This window comes from Sphingobacterium sp. UBA3519, from assembly GCF_002377215.1.
Lineage (GTDB): Bacteria > Bacteroidota > Bacteroidia > Sphingobacteriales > Sphingobacteriaceae > Sphingobacterium > Sphingobacterium multivorum.
On record NZ_DFPI01000023.1, the window covers coordinates 19,439 to 41,678 of the forward strand.

Genomic DNA, 22,240 nt, shown 5'->3' on the forward strand with positions numbered 1-22,240 from the left:
GTTATACTATTTTTTTCATCCAAAACAGTAGATCCTCATTTGGCTTTATAACACTGGACAACGTTCCTTTAATAATTGTATTATTTTTGAAATCTTCACCATAGTATTCAATTTTCTCAGTTCCAAAATTAATTACAAGTATATATTTGTTTCGACTTCTCCATTCCAAATCCACTGATCCATCTCTACACAAGTTTATGTCTGGAAAACTGATAAATACTTTATATATCTCTATTAATGACAACAAATACGCCTTTAATAATTCTGTAGATTGTTGATAGAGAACAGGATTACACGCAGATGCGCCCTCATCATCCCAATCAAAGGAATAATTTAAAATCTTTGAGCTTTCCTGAATGTGGCCATCTAAATCGACCAAAAAACTTTGAATATTATCAATTTTGATCCATGGCGAAACAGGTGCTCTGTTGTACGCCTTCAATCGACTGTAATATTTAGATTCAGTTACCTTAGGACCGCATTCTATGATTGCTCCTGCTGTAGCATAAGATTTTTCAATGTTATGAACTTTTATATGGCCATAGTTTTCAATTTCCTTAATCCAATAATCAGTATTATCGACTTGGCTTCCATGGAACAATACTTCAGGCGACGGTTCTGCATAAAATTCTAATGTTTTCATAATATAATTACTTTGAACTTATATTATCGGCAATTTCTTTAGAAATATCTTCATAAGATTCAATTGCTAGTGAAATTTCATTCCGCAATGATTTTAAATCTTCAAGGTCTAAACTTAAATAAATGTTTTTTTCAGAGCTATCTTCATTATTGTAGTATGATATTTTAAAAGTGTTTACTATTGGATAATAAATCTTTTTATTATACGTGAACACTCTTAAGCTAGAGCTAAATTTTGATGAAATATAATTATTTGGATTATCTGTATGAGATTCGTGAAACTTTACATGTAACGCTATTGGTGAATAATTACTTAAAAGAATCGTTAGATTTTTACTCAAAGACTCTAAATCAATGGGATTTTCTTTAATATATACAGTTTCGTATGAATCAATCAAATTATTTACGATTACATCGACTGATTCGTTATCTTCAAACAATTCGCTGAAGCTAACAATTGTTTTCAAAAACTCATTGGCGTTGACTTCCTTAATAACTTCAGAAATTGATAGGAATAAATCATTTATTTTTTGATTTAATTCAAATTCTCCCATGATCTTAGAAAGCATATTAACTTCCGCGTTCGAAAGTTTAGAGATGACTTCAAAGCCAGGTATAACTCGTCTTGGGATATTTACTTTAGCCATTTTAATAATTTTCTGCTAATATATAATTTAAAAACATTATAAATTGTAAATGGTTTGTTAAAAAATATGGTTTACTGAAATTAAAAAAAATCTATAATATATCGAAATTTTAAAATAATATATATTAAATAAAAACCGTGAGGTGTTTGGGAGACAACCCCACGGCTAACCAATTATAAACCTAAATTATGAAAAGTGCTAAACAAAGCCTGTCTTTCCAGGCTGTCAGGTGCTAACGTTCGGTATGGATTTACAGTCCAACCATTGTTTTTCCGATTTGTCACTCTCAGGCTAACTAATAGCTGCCGAGTTTATACCCGTCCGGTCATGTCCGTATCTCTATTACTGTCCATGAAGTCAACCGTCTCCAGTTCTATGTCACCCAACACGGTTAGCACCATCGCTGCTTTCTGTAAGGGTTGTGGAGAAGAATGGAGTCGAACCAATGTTGCCACGGGTTATTGATTTTTAAATCCTAGTACCAATGGTGTCCTTACCGCTAGACGACTTCCCCCATTTTTTCAAAAAAGCCAATCTCGTGAAATTGGCTTTTCTATTTTCTCTTAACCGACACCTATAACATTCTAATTATAGGCGGTCCGTTGGCGTTTGGGGTAATATCACACTGAGATCCCAATAGTGTTTCTTCTTCTGATAAGACAGTTACCATTTTGCCGTAATGAGGTTCAACGGAAGGTGTTACACCGTCTAGGATAGCCACGATTTGCGGACTATCTGAACCTTTCTTTAACTCAATGGGCTTATTCTTGTCGAATGAAGCGTACACAGTGCCAACCATTAAAAAAGAGAACATCCCGATCAATGCAATTGCAATAAATCTCTTCATTTCTTGAATGGTTTTGATAAAACAATGAACTAATTGAATTCAAAAATATAAACATATATTGTAATATCCAAATGGATAATAAAATATTTTGCAAATACTTGATTTGCATTGTTCTGTAATTTATTTAGAAATGTGCTAAAAGTACCTTTGAAGCTGTATGGCAGAGGTAAAGTTTAAGTTTGTTGGAGATGATTCTGAATTGCGGAAAAAGCTTGCTGGCTTAGCTAAGCTCCAGGCTGAAATGTCCGATCAATTTGGAAAGAACTTGAAAAAGAATTTAGCTGGCGCTTCTTCCAATTCCCTAAAAGGAATATCTGACGAGACGAAAAAGTCTACTACCGCTGTTAAGCAATTGACAGATGAGCAAAAGAAATTGAAAGCTGCTCAGCTTGAAAATATTGAGTCATTGCGTCAATTAAGAAAAGAGCGATCTCAGGAAATAAGCGACCTGAATATTCTTAAGCAGATTGAAGCAGAACATAAAGCAGCGTTAGCTGATAAAAAGAAAGAAACTGAGTCATTGATCCAGGAGGAGAAAATGCTCAATATCGAGTACAAGCAAGGACAAATCGAACTTCAAGAGTATACTCGCAAATTGAAGGAACAAGCTGAGTCCCGTAGAAAAGCCAATGCTGAAGAGCGTGCTGCTGAGAAAGTTCTTCGCGATGCTGAAAAGGCGCGTAAAGATTCTGAACGTGAAGCAGAAAAGCAAAGAAAGGCCGCAGAAAAAAGGCGTAAAGAACTTGAAAAGGAAAGCAGCGCATATTATCAATTAAATGCAGCCCTTGGGAAAGTTCGCAAAGAATCCAAGGATGTTCTTGCTGAAATGTTCAAACTTGAAGGTGAAGGAAAAAAAACATCTGCTGCTTATCAAGAATTAGCAAATAAAGCCCGTGGTCTTGTTGCCCAAACGCAATATTTGGACAATGGGATTAAAAAAATTGACGCAAGCCTTGGCCTTCACCAAAGGAATGTAGGTAACTACACCAGTGCTTTAGATAATATCATTCCCATAGTAGGCCGTGTTAACAGTCAGCTTGCGATGTTCGGCACCTCAATAGATGAATTAGCTGGTAAACCTGGGATATTCAAGGAAATTGGTGCCGGTATTGCCGGTGCATTCAAAAACTTGGTGGCGTTTGTCTCTACTCCAATTGGAGCCGCAGTTGCTACCATTGGCGGACTGTTCGCACTATTCCAGGCTAACAAAGATACTGTTATCCAATTTGATGACGGCCTAAAGAGCGTTAGTAAAACAACAGGATTATCCGGCAAGGCGCTTCAACAGTATTCGGATGACATAATACAGCTTTCGCGAGCTTTGAAAACGGTAGAATCAAAGCAACTCCTTGAATATTCACAGGTTGCCGGACAATTGGGTGTTAAGGGCCGAGACAACCTACTCGCATTCTCAGAAGCATTAGCCAAATTGGAGACCGCATCAGATATACGCGGAGAGGAAGGCGCGACAAAAATAGCTAGACTCCTTACCCTTACTGATGGCGGCGTCCAGAATGTTAAAGAATTTGGAGACGAGATTGTAAACCTTGGTAACAACTTCGCGGCCACCGAATCTGAGATTTTGACGAATGCCGAAGCTATAGGGCAAAACGTTGGTTTATATAAGATCGGCCGTAAAGACGTACTTGCATACGCTACAGCAACGAAAGCAGTAGGTCTGGAAGCGGAGGTTGTCGGTTCAACTTTCTCACGTACCCTCGGACAGTTCGAGAAAATGACTAGATCTGGAAAAGGTGTAAATGATTTATTAAAAATTATCGGTGGCACACAAGCTGATTTACAAAAGCGTTTTAAAACTGATGCCAGCGGTGTCTTCATGGATTACATTCGAGGTTTGAACAAAATTAACCAAGCAGGTGGCTCCGTTAATGAAGCCTTGGAACGTACTGGCATTATAGCGGTTCGGGATCAAAGAGTAATTGCGTCACTTGCATCTACTGGATATGACACTTTAACGAATGCGATGAACACCGCCAAGAACGCTAGCGGCGCTATGCAGGCGGAGTTCGAAACAGGGGCAAGTAAATTGGTTAATCAGATCAAGCGAATAAATATTGCCTGGGATAACTTGGTATTGTCTATAGAAAATGGATCTGGAGCAATTGGAAAAACCTCAGTGGCAATAATCGGTTATGTAGCTGATATGCTGGAAGCATTCAATAAGATCGCAGATTCTGCAAACATCTTTGAAGGTGTTTTTCGATATATATCAACTGGGTTCAAAATGACGATTCCGGGTCGTGCCGTAGATTGGGCAACTGGCGGTGGATTTGATAAAGTTTCAAATTTGATTTTCCCTAATGACTCTAAAAAGGCATCAGAAGATAATTCTAAGTTTTTCGCTGAGTTCTCACAAAAGACTAGAGCCGAGCAATTAAAAATGATTGCTAATCAGGAAGAATTGATAAAAAAGCAAAATTCCCTCAATAAAGCATTTGCTAATCCAGTCTTGGAGGAGAATTTAAAGAAAATGAGGAGCCTTTTGAAGACTGATGTTGATACTTCTAAAATTGATTTTGGTGTTTCAGATAAAGATAAAAGAAAGTCGGAACGAGCAGCGGAACAGTTGCGCCAAGCCACCGAGCGCCAGCGTTCGCTACAACTAGAAATCGACAAAATCAACGAAACGGCATCTAGGAACCAACTTTCCCGTTATGAATCCGAAGTTGCATCTGTAAAGGATAAATATGCTAAGATCAAGGAAGAAGTCCGTAAATTCTATGCTGATCCTAAAAATAAAGGTCTGCGCGTGGATATGGGTGGTTTGCAACGGTCGGAGAATTTTGAAATTGCTGAAGCGACAACACGCCAAGACACTAAGCGCCTTACCGAATCGCTGTCTGTGCAAAAGCAATTGTTGGACGAGTATAACGCGTATGCTGAACAAACTTCCAAAGAGGAAGCAGATAAGCGGTATGCTGGGCAATTAGCTTCATTCAAAGGATATAAGGAGCGCTTGCAAAAAGAGTACATGGATTGGATCACTCTGGAAACTACTAGTGCATCTGGAGATTTTCAGGGATCTTCCGTAAAACTTACACAGGCCCAAGAAGAGAGAGCAAAGGCTTTACGATTGTTATTGGATGCATTGGATAAAGAGGAGCGGGATCGTACTAACAAGCGCTTTGTTGACGCGTTGAAATTAGCAAGTGACTACGATACTCAATTGATTGAAGTTCAAAAGAAATATCAACAAGCTCTTATTGATCTTGGGGCTGATGCAACAGAAGAACGTAAAGCGCAATTAAAAAAAGGTCTTCTTGAGGAAACAAGTGCAATTGTGTCTGCTAATATTCGTCAGAAGGTAGAATGGGATAAGACATTCTCCACCCTCCAATTTATGAGTAAAAAAGCTACTGACAGCGTATTAGATGATATTCAAAAGAGGGTAGATGCAGAATTTAAGGCAGGCAAACTTACCAAACAGGAATATGACCAAATGTCACGTGAAATTGGTGATGCAAAAACCAATAACAATATTTCTAAATCTTGGATTGCTTCCACAGATGCTTTGGATAGGTACCGGGATTCAGTAAAAAAATATGGCAAGGATAGCGTCGAAGCTAAAAAGGCGCAATCGGAAATGTTTTCTGCCTTAGCAGATGACCTAGCTAAAGCACAGCATATTGTTGGATTACTTGGGGATTCCCTTTCGCAATTAGGAATTGGTGGTGATGGGCTACAAAATACCGTTAATCAAATTGGCAATTTGGTTGGGGGCATGGGAGAGTTAGCGGCTGGTATTGCCAGTGGAAACCCTATATCAATCATCAGCGGATCTATAAAAACCCTAACCTCTGCGCTAGTTCTTTTTAATACTAAAGATAAAAAGCTGCAAAAGCAGATCGATGCATACAAAACCCAACTGGCCAGCCTTGGAAAAGCATATGATACTTTACAGCGCCGAATTTCCAATAGCGTAGGTGAAAACTACTACAGTGACAGCGACAAGGCTATAGTCAATTTAAAACAACAACAACGCCTGCTTGCTGATATGGCGAAGGCAGAGTCTGAGAAGAAGAAATCTGATAAAGATAAAGTAAAATCGTACTACGATGAAATTGATTCAATCAATAAACAAATTGAGGATATCCAAAAATCCATCACCGAAAATTTAGTTCAAACTACTTTCAAAGATCTCTCTGCTTCCCTTGCTGATGCGTTAGTTACTGCATTTGAGGCAGGCGAAAGCGCGGTTGATTCTTTGGATGAAACGTTTGATAAATTCATCAAAAATGCTTTGGTAAACTCGCTCAAGTTGAAGATGATTGAACCTATCGTAAACGACATGGTGAACCAACTTGCTGACTACATGAAATCCAACAACAACTCTTTGACGGGTTTCAATTTTTCGGTATGGAAAGACAAGATTGATGGCGCCGGTATTGAATTCACAAAGACACTGGAGGAGGCTTACAAGCAGTTAGGGTTGAGTAGGGATGGTTTTGGAGGATCTGGGCTAAAAGGATCTATTCAGCGTGAACTCACTGAAGCAACGGCCAGTGAGTTGACAGGCCTTTATCGAGCAACTTTAGAACTTCAAAAGAATGCTTTTGCAGAAAGCAAGTCTCAAGGGATTACTTTGAACAAACAACTGATGGTTGCAATGGATCATTTAACCGCTCTTAACGCTATTCAAACAAATACAGCGGCAACGGTACAGCGTTTGGACACCGCAGTGGGCCACTTGTCCACGCTGGTTAAAAACACATCACCTCAATCAACAAGAGCATACGGAGGGTAATTAAAAGAAAAATAATATGATAAAGAAAATTTTAAAGAAACTCCTCAAGCCAGCGCTTAAGAAGTTGGTAAAAGAAGAGAAGGTTAAGAGTCTGAAGAATCTTTCATTTAACTCTGATGGTTACTTCATGATAAAATAATCATCTGCTTTCTCATGGAATACAAAATAAACAACAAACCAATTGAGGAGTTCGGCTTAGTAGCTGGTCGCCAAGCTAGTAGCAACATTGCTATTGCAGGCTGCTGGGATATGCCTTCTCGAATTGGAAAGGTATTTCATGATTGGCAGGATGAAAATGGAGTGGAACCATACTTGAGAGCCGATGAGATCTTTTTCGGTGGTAGGGATATTTCCTTGTATTGCTGGTTGGCTGAGGGAACCAGGGGCGGGTTTGTTGGTGCTATCCAATCTCTTTACGATTACATCGACACTTTACAGGGATCGGTATTCCCTTTGTCCAGTGAGTTTGGGATCTGGGATGTCCAATTAATAGAAGCATCGCCTGTTTCATATCTAAATAAAGGTTTTGGAAATATTGAATTGAAATTTCGTCAGCCGGTCGTGGAGATGACAGGGACAGTGCCGGCCACAACTTCCGGGGGTGTTGGAATAGACAACTATTCCTTCTATCAATTAGGCATAGTCAAAATGCTGACCAAGGATCAGGCAAATCGCGCATCATCTAAGCAATGGGAAACTACTGCTTACGGTGTAGAACGTATTGGTCCAGTCCGTCGGAACATGAGGGAATTTACAATTGATTTCTTTTTAGATCATCCTTCATACAACAGCTTCAAGTCGTGCATCAACAATTTGCAGTATTTGGTTTCTCGTCCTAATGCACGGACGTTGAGATTGGATGATAATACAACACGTGAGTTTTTTGTGAAAGACGGATTTAAAGTGACTAATGTTCGTGTCGCTCCGAATAGAGTGACGGCATTTCTCTCTCTTGCAATTGCTGAAATACGCATACTTGAGAATTGGAACCTGTTAACCGACAGCACAGAATTGATTTTGGTGGATAAGCATGGGCAGCCATTAACAGAGTTATTGAAAGGGTTTTAGGATGAAAAAAATATTTGAACTGGCAAAAAAGGCCGGCGCCTGTAAAGATAGGGGCCTAGACGTGATAGCGAACAGCAAGAGTGTTGTTGATCTGATCAAGCTGATGATATCACCACAGGGAATAGAATTCTGTATGGAGAATCGGTTTCCAAGTTTGGAAGTTATGCAGCATCATCGGGATGAGCTGACTTCGCATGCCGTGTACATCGACGGTGCCCATACGGTTACTGGATCGGGTAAGATATTGGTTTTCGGCGGCCAGGTGGATATTAAAGCAGGCAGTTTCGATGTGGTAGAGATATTCGCTACCAATGACGCATTTGTTAATGTCGTTGCCCGAGATAATGCATTTGTATCAGTTGAATTGCACCATTCTGCAAGGATGAATTTTGAAAAATATGGTTTGGCAAAGATTAAAGAATTTAAGAAGTAATGGCAGAAGTAGGAGAAGGAACAAAAGACGTAAGTCAGGCACAGATCAGGACTGATATGATGACTGAAGATACTTTACTACTGGTAAATGGTGTAACTAAGGAATTGCAGCGAGTACCTTTAAGCACTTTATCCGAGCAGATTTCACCTAGTTTAACCAGCGCTCCGGCTGAATACGATGATTTTTTTGGGATATAAAAATTATGTCAGATTTGATTTTACAGAAACCGATACGTTCGGTTTACAAAGATGGGTCTATAGTAGTTAGTAATGTAAAGAGTAATATTGATAATACTACGACATCCTATACCGTAATAGCGCATTGGTTTGATGGAACCGAAATGGATGATACTAAAGTGGATCAGTGGGGTGTTTATTCAAAGTTCAAAGAAACAGGCGAATATGTCAGGGAGAATAAACCTCAATGGGGTGAGTTGTTCCTAGAGGTTGATACAGTCGCAGATTTGAGAGCAATGAGTGCTTATAATCAATATTTAATTTGGATTGGCTATTATAAAGGAGTTCGTTTAAATGGTTACTACATTAAAGATGATACTCCTTATTCATTAGAATATTTTCTTTCTACCACAACAATTAATGAGGATGGTGGAAGTATTTTTCAGATAGGCAATATTAAGTTACAGCATAAATTCATTTCTACATGCGATATTAGGCACTTTGGGGCAAAAGGTAACGGTATAGATAATGATAGAATAAACGTTCAAAATGCTGTTTCTTATTGTAGTAATAAGAAGGTGAAATTACTTGTATCAACTGGTTCATACCTTGTGAATGGAGGTTATATATCTGTTACTGGTGGAATTCATGTATTAGGAAACGGATGTGCAACTAGTGTTCGCAGAGGATTGTCGAGATTCGTTACTACTGACATTACTGGTGATTTATTTAATTTTACAAACTCTGGAGAAAAAGTAATTCTTGAACAGTTCAGTATTGAAAATATAAGCCCTGATATCCCTGTGGAAGGATCTATTGGACTTAACTTTCAAAATGCAGATTGTACAGAATTCAAATCTGTATCCGTAATCAATTTTTGTGACAATATTTATGTAAAATCAGGCATATACTACAATTTTAATGGCCTATACATTTTTGACCCTATTCGCAACGGCATTGTTATCAATAATGTTGTACACAACGATATAGGGGACATGTCATTCGATGCCTGCTATTTTATTATCAATTATTTTTCTAATCGATCTCCGTCAGGAGCGGCTATTAAATGGAATAGTGGAGGAGGTCTTCGAGTAACTAACTGTAAGATAAATTTTTCAGGAAACGCAAAATGGTTGAAAGGCATAGATATTAATCCTCAGTCTACAAGTATTAATACTTCTGTTTTCGTTATTCAAGGCAATTCAATAGAGAATTGCAAAGATGGAATTATCTTTCACAACGATGGTATTCAATCTCGTATAAGTAAAGTAGTTATTCAGGGAAATGAAATGATGGTTACCGATACCGCTATCAGGATAGATGGTACCACATCAGCTGGAGGTTATGACAGTAGAAGATTTGAAGGGTTCGTTATCAACGCAAACAAAATAGACGGTCAGTACGGAGTTGTCGTTAATGGTGCTAGTTCTGTTAATGTGACTGGAAATGAATTTAACGTATCTAAAGGTACGGCTATCTTTGGTGTGTCTTGCTATTACTGCTCTCAAAGCGGAAATACTCTTAATCCTATGGGTCATGATGTACGAGTATATCAAAACGGACAAACAGACCTTGATACTACCTACTGTAGTGAGGTTATGAAGTTTGATAGAAGTATTCCTTCAGGAGCTACAACATCTAATTATGTGTCTCTATTCAAATTAGGCCATCTACAAAATTACAGAAATTGCAGATTTAGATTAGACATAGATGCTACAGCGGAAGGATATGGCGCAACCTACATCTCTCATAATAGACTTTTTTCGGCTGGCGCCACAACAGGTATAGTCACTGTTATTGGAACAGATTATGTGATGACCCCAAATGTTATAGACATTCAATACGTTATTTCAGGAAATAACTTGGAGATAAAATCTAAAATAAATTCAGGCGGAAATAACGCAACATCTTTGCATGGAAAAGTCACATTGACTATTGAAGGGGGACGCATTTACAGCGTTAATCAATTTTAAAAAAATGAACACTTTACAATTATATAGACAGGGAGTTAAGACTATATTGGTGCCGATCGACGAAAATACAGTCTATTTCGACGAGTGTATGGGGCGTTTTGATATACAATGCCAGTTCTTTTCGCCTGTTGTCTTGGACATTAAAATAGACGATTATATCCTCTTAAATGGTGTCCGATTTTCAATCAATGTACCTTATCAGGTTACACGGTCGGCGGTGATTCAGTACAATATAACTTTTGAACATCCTAGTTATTGGTTAAAGGACATAACGTTCAAGCATCTTGGTACTATTGAGTTCTCCTACTTCGGTACACCAAAAGCTTTTGTCCAGTTGATTGTAGATTGCATGAATATCGATGATAGTGGATGGATGGTTGGATATTGTGAGGAGTTGGAGGAAAAACTACTTGATTTTTTTGCCGATGGACAAGGCTATAACTGCCAAACAGCCTTAATAAAAATTGCTCAAGATCTTGGGTTGGAATTTTGGTTTTCGGGTGACGGAAAGACGATAAACCTTACCAAACAGGCAGGCCAGCAAACAAATATCGGATTTTCATATGGCCGTACAAAAGGATTGTATTCGGTTGAGCGGGGCATTTTGGAAACTCCATTGTATAATCGAATTTATGGATTTGGTGGTACCAAGAACATTCCAGCAGATTATCGGAATAAAGCAAAACGGTTAACATTCAACACTGGAATGATTGAACGTCCCCTTGCTGCAGGTGAACGTCGTAGGGAAACAAGTGTCGTTTTTGACGATATCTATCCAGAGCGAACAGGCACATTGACTGCTGTTTCGGCAGATTGGCTTTCGCTTACTGATACTTCTATTGACTTTGATCTTAATGGAAACCTGATCGAAGGGGAAACGGCTAAAGTAGTTTTCAAGACAGGTGAACTTGGCGGTAAGGAATTTGAAATTTCTTCGTACAATAACAGCACAAAGACCATCCGGATTAAAACAAATACCGAACAGGATGGATATGTTACGCCGAACGCAACGTTTACCCCTAAAATCGGAGACAAATATACGTTAGTCGGAATCAAGCAGCCACAATCTTACATCAATGATGCTGAAAATCGACTGTTTAAAGAAGTAGAAAAAAGCTTTAAAACACTCACAAGACCTCCGTACCGTGTTGAAATTGACGAAAAGTATATGCGTGAAAATGCTTTTACTTTAAAGTCAGGTGACCGTGTACGATTGACAGATGATAAGCTAAGCATTGACGATATGATCCGTGTGACTTCCGTATCCTTTCCTTTGGTAAATCCTAACAAATGTACAGTTGTTATAAGCGATAAGATTACATACACGCAGGAAACGCAAGCGTTGATTGATAAAGATAAGGTCAAGGAGCAGGTAAAAGTAGTCAATCGTCAAAAATCCGAGGAACAACGCAAGCAAGCATTGCGCATGAGAGAGTTGCAAGCATCCGTATTTGACCCTGATGGCTATTTTGATAGGGGGAAGATTAAACCCGAGTCGATTGAAACTCTTATGCTTTCGGTTGGGGCCAAATCACAAAACTTCTATTTGGATGGTGTTCGCATTATTCCAAATGTAGGTGACGATCCGAATGCGATTCAGATCACTGCGGGCAAATTGATCCATCGAGAGGTACAGATCGAGGGACTTGGTTATATCTGGGAACTCGGAGGAATGACACAAGAGGGATTGGACCCGAACAAATCATACTATCTATCTGCTAAGTGTTCACGAACGCAGTTAACAGGGCAATGGGTACTTTCTGAGACACCGATCAATACGGAATCAGAAGCAGGTTTCTTTCATTTCAATTGCGGTTTGCTGTATAACGTTTTGGAAAATAGACGGGATTATGCGTTTACCAATGGAATGACTTATATCAACGGTGATACGATTCGCACTGGGAAGATCGGAGCTGAATTTATTGACGTAATAGGCTTGTTTGCACAGATCATTACTGTAGGAAGTGACGGTTTTGTAAATGCTGGGATTAGTGGATTGTCGGACCGGGATGAGAAGTCGATTCGTTTTTGGGCAGGAGCTAATGAGGAAGATCGTTATAGCGCGCCTTTTCAAGTATTGGACGATGGAACATTTAAGGCTTTGGCAGGTATTATCGGCGCATTCAACGTCATGGAAAACGCAATATATTTCGGATCTACCAATGAATTGAACGCAGATCTTTACTTCACACCTCGGTCACTTTACTATCGCACTAATATGGCTGACGAAGCAGAGTCAACAGCAGTAAAGTCTCGTAAAAGCGTAATAGTAAATGTTAGTCCAACATCGCAACTTGCTATGCAGGTAAGGTCTCAGTCATTGAATACTGATCCTTCAAGGCGTGCTCCTAATGTTGGATTCTCAACGGAAGCGTTTGGTTCGCCAAATAGCGACGATGATATAGCGTTAAGAGTACCTCAGGGTAATGTTCAGGTAGAAGGCAGTTTAGGGTTAGATACTGTTATTCAAGTTAATGCTTGGAAAGAATCTGCTGGAGGTTTTAGAACACTTAGGCTTACATATAAAAAAGGATGGTTGGTAGAAAGATTTTGGGAATCATAAAAAAAAGAAAATGACAGCAAAAGATAGAATAGAAGAATTACAGAAATCCGTCGGTGCGAGTGCCGACGGTATTATCGGAAAAGTAACGTTGTCGAAGTTTGCTGCTAAATTCGGAAAGACTCGTGTACAGACAATACATTTCTTCGCCAATATTCACCATGAAAGCGGAGGGTTTACAATCGTTCGAGAGAATATGAATTATACCGCTCCACGCATCATGGAAATTTTCGGTATTGGACGGCATTCGGCAAAAGTTACCGTGGCAGAAGCAGGACGATTGGCTGGCAATCCTTGGGAACTAGCCGAACGTGTTTATGGATTGGGTAACCCGCGCAAGGCCGCCGAACTGGGCAATACTAAACCTGGTGATGGATGGAAATATCGTGGAGGTGGATCTCTGCAAATTACGGGCGGTAGAGACTATGATCGGTATGGTGATAAGGAATTATATGACAATCCCGATTTGATCGGAGAATCGGCATACTATTTTACTACTGCAGTTCGTGAGTTTGACGCAAAGAATATTTGGACTAAAGCAAAGGATCTTTCGGAGGAAAGTATACGTGCAGTTTGCCGTGCGGTAAATGGGGGATATAACGGCTTAGACGACCGTAGAGCCAAAGTGAATTATTATGCTAGTTTGTGGAAGTAATGGCAGAGGAAAAAGACGATTTCATCGACAGAAAGATTAATGGTGTAGGAAAGTTTACACAATGGATAAAGGACAATCCAATGGCTTTTCTATGTGCCTTTGTGTCTGCATTACTGATATTGTTCATTTGCTTATACATTGAAGCAAAGAATGAGAATATTGCTTTATTGAAGTCTACTAGCCAACAGGTGCAGGATGAGATTCGTAAGCAATTGCCAGCTGAACTTAGGCCGGCTGTAGAAAAAGAAGTAAGCAAACAAACAGCACCTATGCGTGAGCAGGTAGACACGACTACCAGTCAAATTAAACAGATCATCAGGGAGGTAATAAGATGAAAAAATTAGTATTGTTATTGATGCTATTAGGGTCGGTTACCCTGATCTCATCAAATGGAAAGCAAAGGATTAATAAGCCTGATTTAGTAAATAGCTTGGACAGCCTGAAACAGTCGGTTATCGAGCTTAATTCAATATTGAAGTATGCTAAATAAACTAATTGCATCGGTGGTCATAGTGATCACCTTTGCTTCCTGTGGGCTGTTCCGAAAGTCGACAAAGCATGTTGAAAAGTCTTCTTTGGAGGTGGTAAGTAAGCGCGATAGTTCCCTTAGTGAGAAAAGGCAAAAAGATAGCCTACAGCGCACGGTAAAGGTTGATAGGGGTATAGTAATCACTGAAACTGAAACAACGACAGTAACAGATAAAAAAGGCGGTAAAGTAAGTGGATCGGTACCCGTTGACAAGGTTAAGTCGGGGGCAGAGATATTGCTAAAAGATTCGGCAGGGTTTAAGATATTAGTTCAGCTCGATACGCTTAAGCAAACTTTGACTGTAAGATCGGAATCTCCTGGTGATAAAGTTACGCAGCACACTAAGCAAACTATTACGGAGCATAAGGATGCTACCGAGTCCAGAGAAAAGCAAGGAAGTGAAAAAATTGAAAAGCAGGTTGCCACGTATCAGGATCATCGGCAAAAGGAATCGACCAAGATTCAGGATATCCAAAAGGAGCCCAAAGGATCAATGATGATTTGGGGAGCTATCGGATTGCTGATACTTATTTGTGGTTTAATTTGGTGGATAAGAAAGGTGTAATTTGGATATGAAAAATAAAATATTTAAGATTGTAGAAATTATTAAGCTAAGAAAAATGTTTCCTAATCTTCCTACAGACAATTTATATAAATTTTTTTTTGTTGGTTTTTTATTCTTGATTGGACTCATAGTTTATACAGAAAATAAAGAAAACTCATTATTGACAGAATCTTACGATAAGTATTTTATTGAAAATGTAAGACAGGATATTCAGTACAAAACTTTAAAAGCAGATTACGATAAAATAAATAATGATATAGATTACTGGAAGAGACAAGGTAGTGGTGTTTATATTAAAAAAAAGGATAGTCTAAAAAATTTAATATCTCTTTATTCTAAAAAATTAAAAGTCTTTGAAGAAAATGATAGTGTACTTTCTGAAAATTTAAAAAGTGCTAATGAGAAAAAAATCGAATTTGATAAGCAAAAATATTTAAATAAATGGTATGTTGGTATTTTAGGATTTTTAGCGCTTTTAAGTGGAGCTTTATGGTTTTTTAGATTACAGATATACCAAGATAGAATACTAAAAGAAGATTTGAGAATAAAAAAGCAGAGTTAAACTATGAAGGTAAATTGTCCCAGATGTAGATCATCATTTGCTAGTCGTAATATGAGTATAAGGAATGTTAACAATATTACAATATCTAATAACATTATGACCGAAATATGTCCAAATTGTAATTTCAGTTATAATCCCAATATTAATGGTGTTTACAATTTTGACAGTGATGGTGTCATGTATCTTGTTAAAGATCTTGATAATTTAAAATTATCTTCAACTGTTATTTCTAAAATAAAGGAGACAGCTTTTTTAAATATTAAAACAGGTGATGATCTTATAAAAGTTGCAAGATCAATTGATAAATCATTGTATGATAAAGTAATTTCATATTTTAAGAAAGGGATAGTATTTACTACTGTTTTGTCAGCTTTAATTAATTTCCAATGTCTTTTAATCAAACCTCATATTAAAGCCGCGAGGGCCACAATTGATTTAATAGAAAATGTAAATAAAGCCAATTTAATACCTGGCTCGGCAAGGAGATCATTTATTGATTCGCTGACACCTCCGAAAAAAACTATAACTATTTCTAAACCTCAAGATCGAAATATTGAAGAAATAAAAGGAGAAAATTTAATTAACAAATTGAATGATAATTGATAATTATTTATAAGATTTTTTTCAAAGTAGGCAGAATTTAACAAACCTTGAGATCCCTCCCAGACTCAAGGTTTTTTTTATTTTTTTCAAACGAATCAGCTCAAGCATTTGTCTTTTTATTGACAATCGATTCAATTTAGGAAGTTTAGTTTCGATTGATCAATTATATGGTCGGGTATAATCCCTGGTCATTTAAAGCCTAGGTTTAGAGACTAGGCTTTTTAAAAAGTATATTCCGATCTATATAGGATCTGTTTATAGCTTAGTTAGAGGGTAATCGAAAGATTGCCCTTTTTTTTAAATTAAAATGAACTATTTCTTTCAGAATAACGTTCATTAAGAGGTTAAGTTAGTTTGTTTTGGTAGTAATAAAGGTCGGGAGCTCATGTCTTCGGCCTTTTTTTATAAAAAATTATAAAACGAAAGCAGTGAAACTTTGTTATATTCATAGTTTTTAAAAGTAGTTTAAACATTTAACATTAGCCTTGGGTTCCCCACTCAAGGTTTTTTTATTTTGTTGATTAAAAATAAATTTCTATATTAGACTTAACTGCGAATCCGTCAAGTTCCAGGTTATCCAAAAGCCTTGAGCGCTCGCTTAAGGCTTTTCTTATTTGATTTTTTAAAAAAAGATAGCTAACTTTAGGAGAAGTTTAGGTTTAACACTGATTTGTTTTAGAAAGGCCAGGAATTGATATCCCCTTGGCCTTTTTTCTAATTACAGCGTAGGAATTTCCCCTGACTTGATCAATTCTATAAATATATCAGCTTCATCTTTGGTAAGCCACGAATTATTATTGAAATGAACGCGCCAGCCCTCAGTGGTGTAAGATATACTAGTTACAAACCTTCTATTGATGTACACATGAAAATAGCCGCCCATAAGTGGGGAAATATCTACAACTTGTGGAATGCCATCGACTTCGAAACCTTGGAATATCATTTGACAATATTACTAATAATATTAGCAATATGTCAAGTAAAAAGTTTAAATAGCGTCTTGTATATCGGGACGGTTGGTATCTCCTTTGGCTCCGGTTACACGGAAAACTTTATGAGCTCCGAGTTCACCTTCATAAGGAATCATTAGTTGCTGAACGTCTTCCTTGGTGCTAGCGTTTAGCCAGGCATCGCGACGATCGGGAGGAATGATCAAAGGCATGCGCTTCTTTTCATTATGGATCTCCTCGAGTAAAGGATTGGCAGCTGTCGTGATAACTGAAAAAGTCGGATAGACATTGTTAGTCTCGTAATCTTTGAAATTTGAATATACAACACCGATAGTGAAAATTTCCTTTGTTGGTGTGTATATGTAATAATTCTCAGTGTCTTTTTGACCAGCTACTTTATGAGGTTCGTAAAAGCCATTGACGTAGAGTAGACCACGGGTTTTGCCGATGTAGTTTTTATATGAAGCCTTTTCAAAAATAGATTCTGATTCGGCGTTCAATGTGTTAGCGTATTTGGCTGCATCATCTTCAGTTTTTACCCAAAATGGAATTAGCTTCCATCGAGCAGGCACAACACTTTCCTGGTCCTCATTTAGTGTTACCGGGAGGTAGGGGCGGGTAAAGCCACTCACATGAAAGATTTCCTCATTTTGGTAATGAACGTTTTTTCCTTGTAAAGCGTCTACTAATTGCTTGGTGCTTGGAGTGGAAGTATGATAACACATAATTTTGTATATTTAATTAAAAGTAACAAATAAAATGCGATTTGAAAAGGTTACTCACTCAATCTTAATAGAGCTACAGCGAAATGGCTATAATGTCCTTATTGCCCCAGCCGATTGTGAAGACAATAGTAATGTCACATGGAAGGCGATAGAGGTACCTAATGTTATGGATTGGCTGGTTGCATTGGATTGTGAAGGTATCACGGCCGTGCCATTCCAAGAACCGAATATTTTAGTTATTGAAGATGCATTGAACAATATACGTGATGAGGACCTATTTGGAAGCGTATTTATAGAATTTTAGATTATGAAAACATTGCAACAATACTTTAATGAGGTCGGAGAGTACGGCCGTAAGCTATATTTGAGAAATGAAGCAATCCGCACTGGCAGTTGGGAACTGTACGAAGCGACTGTAAGGAAAGAATTTCCCGACGGTGCAGATGAAGAGATAAGAGAAGCCAAGGAGGCTGGAGAAAGAGTTGTCCTAATGACCAAAGATAAGCTTCGGGAGTGGATTACTAAAAACAAAGTCAATATGATTACTTCAGATCTATACGTCTTGGATGAAGGAACAATATTGGAGGGATCTGTCGAGTCTGCAGAAGCCCTGAAGTATGTTCTCGGTGATGGATTAGAAGATATTATCGAATGTCACGTTTCACCAATGGATGTGCTTAATTTGACAGATCACAAGATTTATTGGATTGAACCAATAGTAAAAGCCTAGATTGTACCCTCTTCAAAATCCTTCGATTTAATGTCTTAATTTTGCATAAACAAATAAAATAAATTATGATAGTAAAATTTACAAAACCATTAACAGAGGAGGAAGTCCTTAAAATTCAAAAATTCATCGCTGATAATAGGTCAGAATTTAACGATTTATATCCTGAATTTACAGAAGAAGATGAATCCAGCGTTGTTTTCAATTTATTGGATACTGCTAGTGATCAAATAAATGGAACATCTTATCGAATTAATTTGGGATTGGGTAGTGATAATTATCCAACTATATTGCGATCTTTTATAACAAATGAATTAGGCTATAGATTTTTGTAGTTACATAAAGCGCCCCGAATACTTTAGTCGGAGCGCTTCTCTTTGTTGTTTGGTGAGGAGCATTAAATTTTATATATTTGAAGTTAAGTTAACCTATATAAAATGGATTTTATTACTAAATGGAAAAAAGCGATTTCATGTTCGCTTTGTATTATTTTTATCGTCCTTATTATCGTATTTGCCCCATTCGATCCGGATAAATGGGGAACTGTTTCTGATTGGGTAATGGTAATTGTCACAACTGTTACAGCAATATATTTAGTTAAGACGTTTCGTGCGCAACAAGAAATCAGAAAAACCGAACTCACTCCACATTTTGAGCTATATCTAGAAAACGGTAAATATATGCTCCGATTAAAAAGTAACACAGCATTTAATATTAAAGGATATCCTGCACAGGTGATAGACAATATAAAACCAATTCCTATTTGGCATAGTTATATGGACCCTGTTCATGTACATGCGAAACCAGCTAGTAATGTCGGGGACAAACTGATTGAAAAAACGAGGATTGAATACGAAGATGTTAGTAAAAATAAATATCAACAAACAATCTACCACACAGAAGATGTATTAGTAATCTTTCCTCCACAAGAAATATAAATTATTACTGGAGCCGATCAGAAAATTAATCGGCTCTTTTTCATTAATTTAGATATCGCACTTCTCTCTTTTTAATATTGAATATAAAATCGCTCTTTTCGCCTCCAAATTTTGTTGAAATCCATTACTCCAAATATTACCAGTAGTAGATTTGCAATATGGATGTACTGTTATCTCGGCATAACCATTTGAATCAACCACAATTAAACCCCAGTGATTAGGTAGATCCTTTTCTCGGATCAAACCTTTAGGAGCTACATAGAACCTATACTTTCCCATACCAAGAGACGGATCTACGCGAAAAGGTTTCTTTCTGTCTCTTAAAAAATCAGACATAGAAACTTTACATTCCAGAAGAACCGATTTGTTAAATCCACCAAAGCCAATAATATCCGGGATCTCCCCAGTGTAAACCGCGGGCATAATCTCAGAATAGACAATGGGATATCGGAATCGCTTCTTTACAAAATCGATTCCGATATCAATCAACTGGGCATGCGTCATAATTTATCTGGAATTTCAATACGCATTCTCCTCAAATCGGCCTCAAAATCCTCAATATTTCTATATGGAATATTGGTTGCGAAAAACTTTCTTTGAAATGGAAAGTTATCGTGAATAAACCTCACTTCTGATTTATCAGCCGAAAATATCAATATATCCAGATAATCACCTTGGGCATTTCTAAATGCATATTTAGTAAATAAGCAATCATCTTTAATTACACGATTCTTATAGTTTTTTAAAATTTCTTCTAACATAATAATTTGGATTTTAGACCAATCAAAGATCAAATCGTATCTAGAATTTAAGGACAAAATGCGAGGCATCAATTTCCTTTATTCGTTTAAAAATTCTGATTGCTATCTCAGGTATTATTGCATTTCCATATCCATGTAAGGATTCCCTAACCAATTTAGAGGGTACCCCATCATCCACGCATAAAACTGGGGGTTCACTCTTCCAGGTACCCCCCCCCCATAATCTGTACAGATGCTCCGGCAAACTTCCAGCTGATCGGTGATGACGTTTCTTGAACATAGGAAAAGAAAGTTTGTCTCTGTTGCAGTCGGATGAAACTGGGGTAAGCAACCAAATACACCCTTGATCTGTGATGGGGGGCACCGACATCTGACGCACGGCAAACTCTCCATTCTGCATTGTACCCCATTCGGGATAGTTCGGTGAGTATTGCGCTAAAGTCTTCCCCTCCGTTAGTTTTAAGAATGTTAGAGACATTTTCGGCAATAACATATCTTGGTCTGATTTCTGAAATAGCTCGGCACATGTGATAGAAAAGGCCAGTCCGTTCGCCTTGCAGCCCCTGTTGACCTTGACCGTCTTGTTTTGCAATGCTTGCGTCTTGACAGGGGAATCCACCGGATAAGATGTCAATTCTATCTCTGTAAATAGTGAAGTCTGTTTCTTTGATATCTCCATGACTGATTGAGTTTGGAAAATGATGTTCTAAAATTTTTCGTTTACTTTCTATCCACTCACAGTGGAATATGTTTTCTATACCGGATTGTTCTGCTGCATAATCGAAGCCTCCGATTCCGCTGAATAGTGATCCGTGGGTCATTCCTTTCTCCTTTCTAAACTTCCAAGTTCAAGGCAAACCACCGAATTATTACGAGAATGGCTAGACCGAAAAGTCATCACCTCATCTATCACACGGGATAGTTCGCGAGGATCGATACACTCTATCGACGCTGCTTCTTCCAATGTGAGGATATCGCCTATTATTAATTCGATGATTTGTCCTATTTCCTGGGGTGTCATGCTGTTTGTTATATAAGCTTTACCCAGCCATAATCAATCTCAGTTCCGTCGCCAATGTAATAGCCCATTGAAATGGCTAGCATTGCCTGTTTGTGGGTTATTTCAGGTATCGACAGACCTATAGCACTATAAGAGAATCCGTCAGCATTGTTAACTACTTCATCAACCCACCTAAATTCAACACCCACATGGTTTTTACCTGAAAAGTGTCTAGTAATCTCAATTTTATCATACTTGCTTAGGTCAAAAAGTATAATTGCATCATTATCACTTAATGTTGAAATTGGTTTTAACTTAAGAGTGCAACTATCCAAAATAGCTTTAGTCATATATGTGTGGCCAACTTTGGATAAGACAGACGGCCCATTTAACGTCCAAAATCTTACATTTTGTCCCCAATACAGCGCAAAGAATTTTGCTTTGTTTTCTATCGTGTTATCCATTACTCTTTTCTCCTTTCAGTGTGTTTAAAATGTAGTTGGCGCCAGTTCGACAGCCTACATTTAGGGTTGTTTTATGTAGCTCATTGGAGTTCAAAGGATATTTCCAGTTGATATCTTCCTCAGTAGGTAGCTCTACTTCTTCAAGCCAGTAAGCTGCATAGCTGCTTATTGCAAATCCAACGTTGTATAATGTGATGAACGGCTGTCCGTCGGCACTTATGCAGACAACCATTCCTTCTTTCTCCGGCAACCGATCCTTAACGCTTACCTGTCTAAATAGCTTATCCATTCCCTTTGGTCTCCTTTCCTAAACAGCATTTTTTAAATTTTAAGCCACTTCCGCAAAGAAAGCGGTCATTTCGGCTAATTGTTGATTTATTGGCAGGATCATAATATCCTATTATTCGTTCTCGTTTGCTACTGGCATGAGCAAGAGCGGATATACCGGCATACATTGCGGCTATTCCAATAATATTTGACTTATCCATTGTTAGTCTCCTTTCCTTCGAATTCCCATAGTGATAACTTACCTTTTACATTCAAAATAGGCTCGTCAAACAATACAGGATTGGCTAATACCCAATTATAGATAACTTTTGGGTCGCTTGGCCAACCTCTTGAATGCTCAGCCCAAATACTACCATGGTTGA

Annotated in this window: 28 protein-coding genes and 1 tRNA gene; 15 read left to right on the forward strand and 14 right to left on the reverse strand. The window is 37.9% G+C overall.

Annotated features, from left to right (window positions below; translation table 11 throughout):
- Position 1: 1 nt before the first annotated feature.
- The 5 genes from B3297_RS12510 to B3297_RS12530 all read right to left on the reverse strand — a co-directional run bounded on the left by B3297_RS12510 (position 2) and on the right by B3297_RS12530 (position 2,136).
- Positions 2-643, reverse strand: coding sequence for a hypothetical protein (locus B3297_RS12510; protein ID WP_286710217.1), 642 nt, complete (start codon positions 641-643; stop codon positions 2-4).
- 7 nt (positions 644-650) lie between these two features.
- Positions 651-1,289 carry a hypothetical protein gene (locus B3297_RS12515; RefSeq protein ID WP_286710218.1) on the reverse strand — a complete coding sequence of 213 codons (639 nt, stop codon included), beginning with the start codon at positions 1,287-1,289 and terminating at the stop codon, positions 651-653.
- 311 nt (positions 1,290-1,600) lie between these two features.
- Positions 1,601-1,744 (reverse strand): hypothetical protein, encoded by a 144-nt coding sequence (locus B3297_RS12520; protein WP_286778964.1) that lies wholly within the window; start codon positions 1,742-1,744, stop codon positions 1,601-1,603.
- A tRNA-OTHER gene (locus B3297_RS12525) sits at positions 1,712-1,803 on the reverse strand. Before B3297_RS12525 ends, B3297_RS12520 begins: the two co-directional genes overlap by 33 nt.
- 60 nt (positions 1,804-1,863) lie before the next feature.
- Positions 1,864-2,136 carry a hypothetical protein gene (locus B3297_RS12530; protein ID WP_286710220.1) on the reverse strand — a complete coding sequence of 91 codons (273 nt, stop codon included), beginning with the start codon at positions 2,134-2,136 and terminating at the stop codon, positions 1,864-1,866.
- 157 nt (positions 2,137-2,293) lie between these two features.
- Here B3297_RS12530 and B3297_RS12535 point away from each other — a divergent pair, with 157 nt between their 5' ends.
- The 11 genes from B3297_RS12535 (at position 2,294) to B3297_RS12585 (ending at position 16,025) form a co-directional block, all read left to right on the forward strand.
- Positions 2,294-6,901: a phage tail tape measure protein gene (locus tag B3297_RS12535; protein ID WP_286778965.1), complete on the forward strand. Its 4,608-nt coding sequence runs from the start codon at positions 2,294-2,296 to the stop codon at positions 6,899-6,901.
- 153 nt (positions 6,902-7,054) lie between these two features.
- A complete protein-coding gene (locus B3297_RS12540; protein ID WP_286778966.1) occupies positions 7,055-7,969 on the forward strand; it encodes a hypothetical protein in 915 nt (304 codons plus the stop codon).
- A 1-nt stretch (position 7,970) separates the two neighbouring features.
- On the forward strand, positions 7,971-8,402 hold the full coding sequence (locus tag B3297_RS12545; RefSeq protein WP_286778967.1) for a hypothetical protein: 432 nt from the start codon (positions 7,971-7,973) through the stop codon (positions 8,400-8,402).
- Positions 8,402-8,599 (forward strand): hypothetical protein, encoded by a 198-nt coding sequence (locus B3297_RS12550; protein WP_286778968.1) that lies wholly within the window; start codon positions 8,402-8,404, stop codon positions 8,597-8,599. Before B3297_RS12545 ends, B3297_RS12550 begins: the two co-directional genes overlap by 1 nt.
- A gap of 5 nt (positions 8,600-8,604) precedes the next feature.
- Positions 8,605-10,551: a hypothetical protein gene (locus B3297_RS12555; protein WP_286778969.1), complete on the forward strand. Its 1,947-nt coding sequence runs from the start codon at positions 8,605-8,607 to the stop codon at positions 10,549-10,551.
- 4 nt (positions 10,552-10,555) lie between these two features.
- Positions 10,556-13,114: a hypothetical protein gene (locus tag B3297_RS12560; protein ID WP_286778970.1), complete on the forward strand. Its 2,559-nt coding sequence runs from the start codon at positions 10,556-10,558 to the stop codon at positions 13,112-13,114.
- A 10-nt stretch (positions 13,115-13,124) separates the two neighbouring features.
- Entirely contained in the window at positions 13,125-13,766 is a 642-nt protein-coding gene (locus tag B3297_RS12565) for a glycoside hydrolase family 19 protein (RefSeq protein WP_286778971.1), read from the forward strand.
- Positions 13,766-14,101: a hypothetical protein gene (locus tag B3297_RS12570; RefSeq protein ID WP_115046185.1), complete on the forward strand. Its 336-nt coding sequence runs from the start codon at positions 13,766-13,768 to the stop codon at positions 14,099-14,101. Before B3297_RS12565 ends, B3297_RS12570 begins: the two co-directional genes overlap by 1 nt.
- Before the next feature lie 144 nt (positions 14,102-14,245).
- Positions 14,246-14,860, forward strand: a complete 615-nt coding sequence (locus tag B3297_RS12575; protein WP_286778972.1) for a hypothetical protein — start codon at positions 14,246-14,248, stop codon at positions 14,858-14,860.
- A 7-nt stretch (positions 14,861-14,867) separates the two neighbouring features.
- Positions 14,868-15,422: a hypothetical protein gene (locus B3297_RS12580; RefSeq protein WP_286778973.1), complete on the forward strand. Its 555-nt coding sequence runs from the start codon at positions 14,868-14,870 to the stop codon at positions 15,420-15,422.
- A gap of 51 nt (positions 15,423-15,473) precedes the next feature.
- Positions 15,474-16,025, forward strand: a complete 552-nt coding sequence (locus tag B3297_RS12585; RefSeq protein WP_286778974.1) for a hypothetical protein — start codon at positions 15,474-15,476, stop codon at positions 16,023-16,025.
- A 718-nt stretch (positions 16,026-16,743) separates the two neighbouring features.
- On the opposite strand, the gene B3297_RS12590 is transcribed toward B3297_RS12585, so the two are convergent.
- Both B3297_RS12590 and B3297_RS12595 read right to left on the reverse strand, forming a co-directional pair.
- The gene (locus tag B3297_RS12590) at positions 16,744-16,968 is read right to left on the reverse strand and encodes a hypothetical protein (RefSeq protein WP_286778975.1); all 225 of its coding nucleotides are present in this window, start codon (positions 16,966-16,968) and stop codon (positions 16,744-16,746) included.
- 45 nt (positions 16,969-17,013) lie between these two features.
- Positions 17,014-17,700, reverse strand: coding sequence for an SOS response-associated peptidase (locus B3297_RS12595; RefSeq protein WP_286778976.1), 687 nt, complete (start codon positions 17,698-17,700; stop codon positions 17,014-17,016).
- A 34-nt stretch (positions 17,701-17,734) separates the two neighbouring features.
- Here B3297_RS12595 and B3297_RS12600 point away from each other — a divergent pair, with 34 nt between their 5' ends.
- The 4 genes from B3297_RS12600 to B3297_RS12615 all read left to right on the forward strand — a co-directional run bounded on the left by B3297_RS12600 (position 17,735) and on the right by B3297_RS12615 (position 19,365).
- Positions 17,735-18,004, forward strand: coding sequence for a hypothetical protein (locus B3297_RS12600; RefSeq protein WP_286778977.1), 270 nt, complete (start codon positions 17,735-17,737; stop codon positions 18,002-18,004).
- Positions 18,005-18,007: 3 nt separating this feature from the next.
- A complete protein-coding gene (locus B3297_RS12605; RefSeq protein ID WP_286778978.1) occupies positions 18,008-18,430 on the forward strand; it encodes a hypothetical protein in 423 nt (140 codons plus the stop codon).
- Between the two features lie 65 nt (positions 18,431-18,495).
- Entirely contained in the window at positions 18,496-18,762 is a 267-nt protein-coding gene (locus B3297_RS12610; protein ID WP_286778979.1) for a hypothetical protein, read from the forward strand.
- Positions 18,763-18,864: 102 nt separating this feature from the next.
- Positions 18,865-19,365 carry a hypothetical protein gene (locus tag B3297_RS12615; protein ID WP_286778980.1) on the forward strand — a complete coding sequence of 167 codons (501 nt, stop codon included), beginning with the start codon at positions 18,865-18,867 and terminating at the stop codon, positions 19,363-19,365.
- A gap of 48 nt (positions 19,366-19,413) precedes the next feature.
- Here the strand turns inward: B3297_RS12615 and B3297_RS12620 are convergent, their stop codons facing one another.
- From B3297_RS12620 to B3297_RS12650, 7 genes are all read right to left on the reverse strand, one after another.
- Positions 19,414-19,869: a hypothetical protein gene (locus B3297_RS12620; RefSeq protein WP_286778981.1), complete on the reverse strand. Its 456-nt coding sequence runs from the start codon at positions 19,867-19,869 to the stop codon at positions 19,414-19,416.
- Positions 19,866-20,126, reverse strand: a complete 261-nt coding sequence (locus B3297_RS12625) for a hypothetical protein (RefSeq protein ID WP_286778982.1) — start codon at positions 20,124-20,126, stop codon at positions 19,866-19,868. Before B3297_RS12625 ends, B3297_RS12620 begins: the two co-directional genes overlap by 4 nt.
- 194 nt (positions 20,127-20,320) lie before the next feature.
- The gene (locus tag B3297_RS12630) at positions 20,321-20,947 is read right to left on the reverse strand and encodes a DNA cytosine methyltransferase (protein WP_286778983.1); all 627 of its coding nucleotides are present in this window, start codon (positions 20,945-20,947) and stop codon (positions 20,321-20,323) included.
- Positions 20,944-21,147: a hypothetical protein gene (locus B3297_RS12635; RefSeq protein WP_286778984.1), complete on the reverse strand. Its 204-nt coding sequence runs from the start codon at positions 21,145-21,147 to the stop codon at positions 20,944-20,946. The genes B3297_RS12630 and B3297_RS12635 overlap by 4 nt, the downstream gene beginning before the upstream one ends.
- Before the next feature lie 8 nt (positions 21,148-21,155).
- Positions 21,156-21,590, reverse strand: coding sequence for a hypothetical protein (locus B3297_RS12640; protein ID WP_201639073.1), 435 nt, complete (start codon positions 21,588-21,590; stop codon positions 21,156-21,158).
- On the reverse strand, positions 21,583-21,879 hold the full coding sequence (locus B3297_RS12645; protein WP_286778985.1) for a hypothetical protein: 297 nt from the start codon (positions 21,877-21,879) through the stop codon (positions 21,583-21,585). Before B3297_RS12645 ends, B3297_RS12640 begins: the two co-directional genes overlap by 8 nt.
- Positions 21,872-22,078 carry an SEC-C metal-binding domain-containing protein gene (locus tag B3297_RS12650; protein ID WP_286778986.1) on the reverse strand — a complete coding sequence of 69 codons (207 nt, stop codon included), beginning with the start codon at positions 22,076-22,078 and terminating at the stop codon, positions 21,872-21,874. The genes B3297_RS12645 and B3297_RS12650 overlap by 8 nt, the downstream gene beginning before the upstream one ends.
- Positions 22,079-22,240 lie beyond the last annotated feature (162 nt).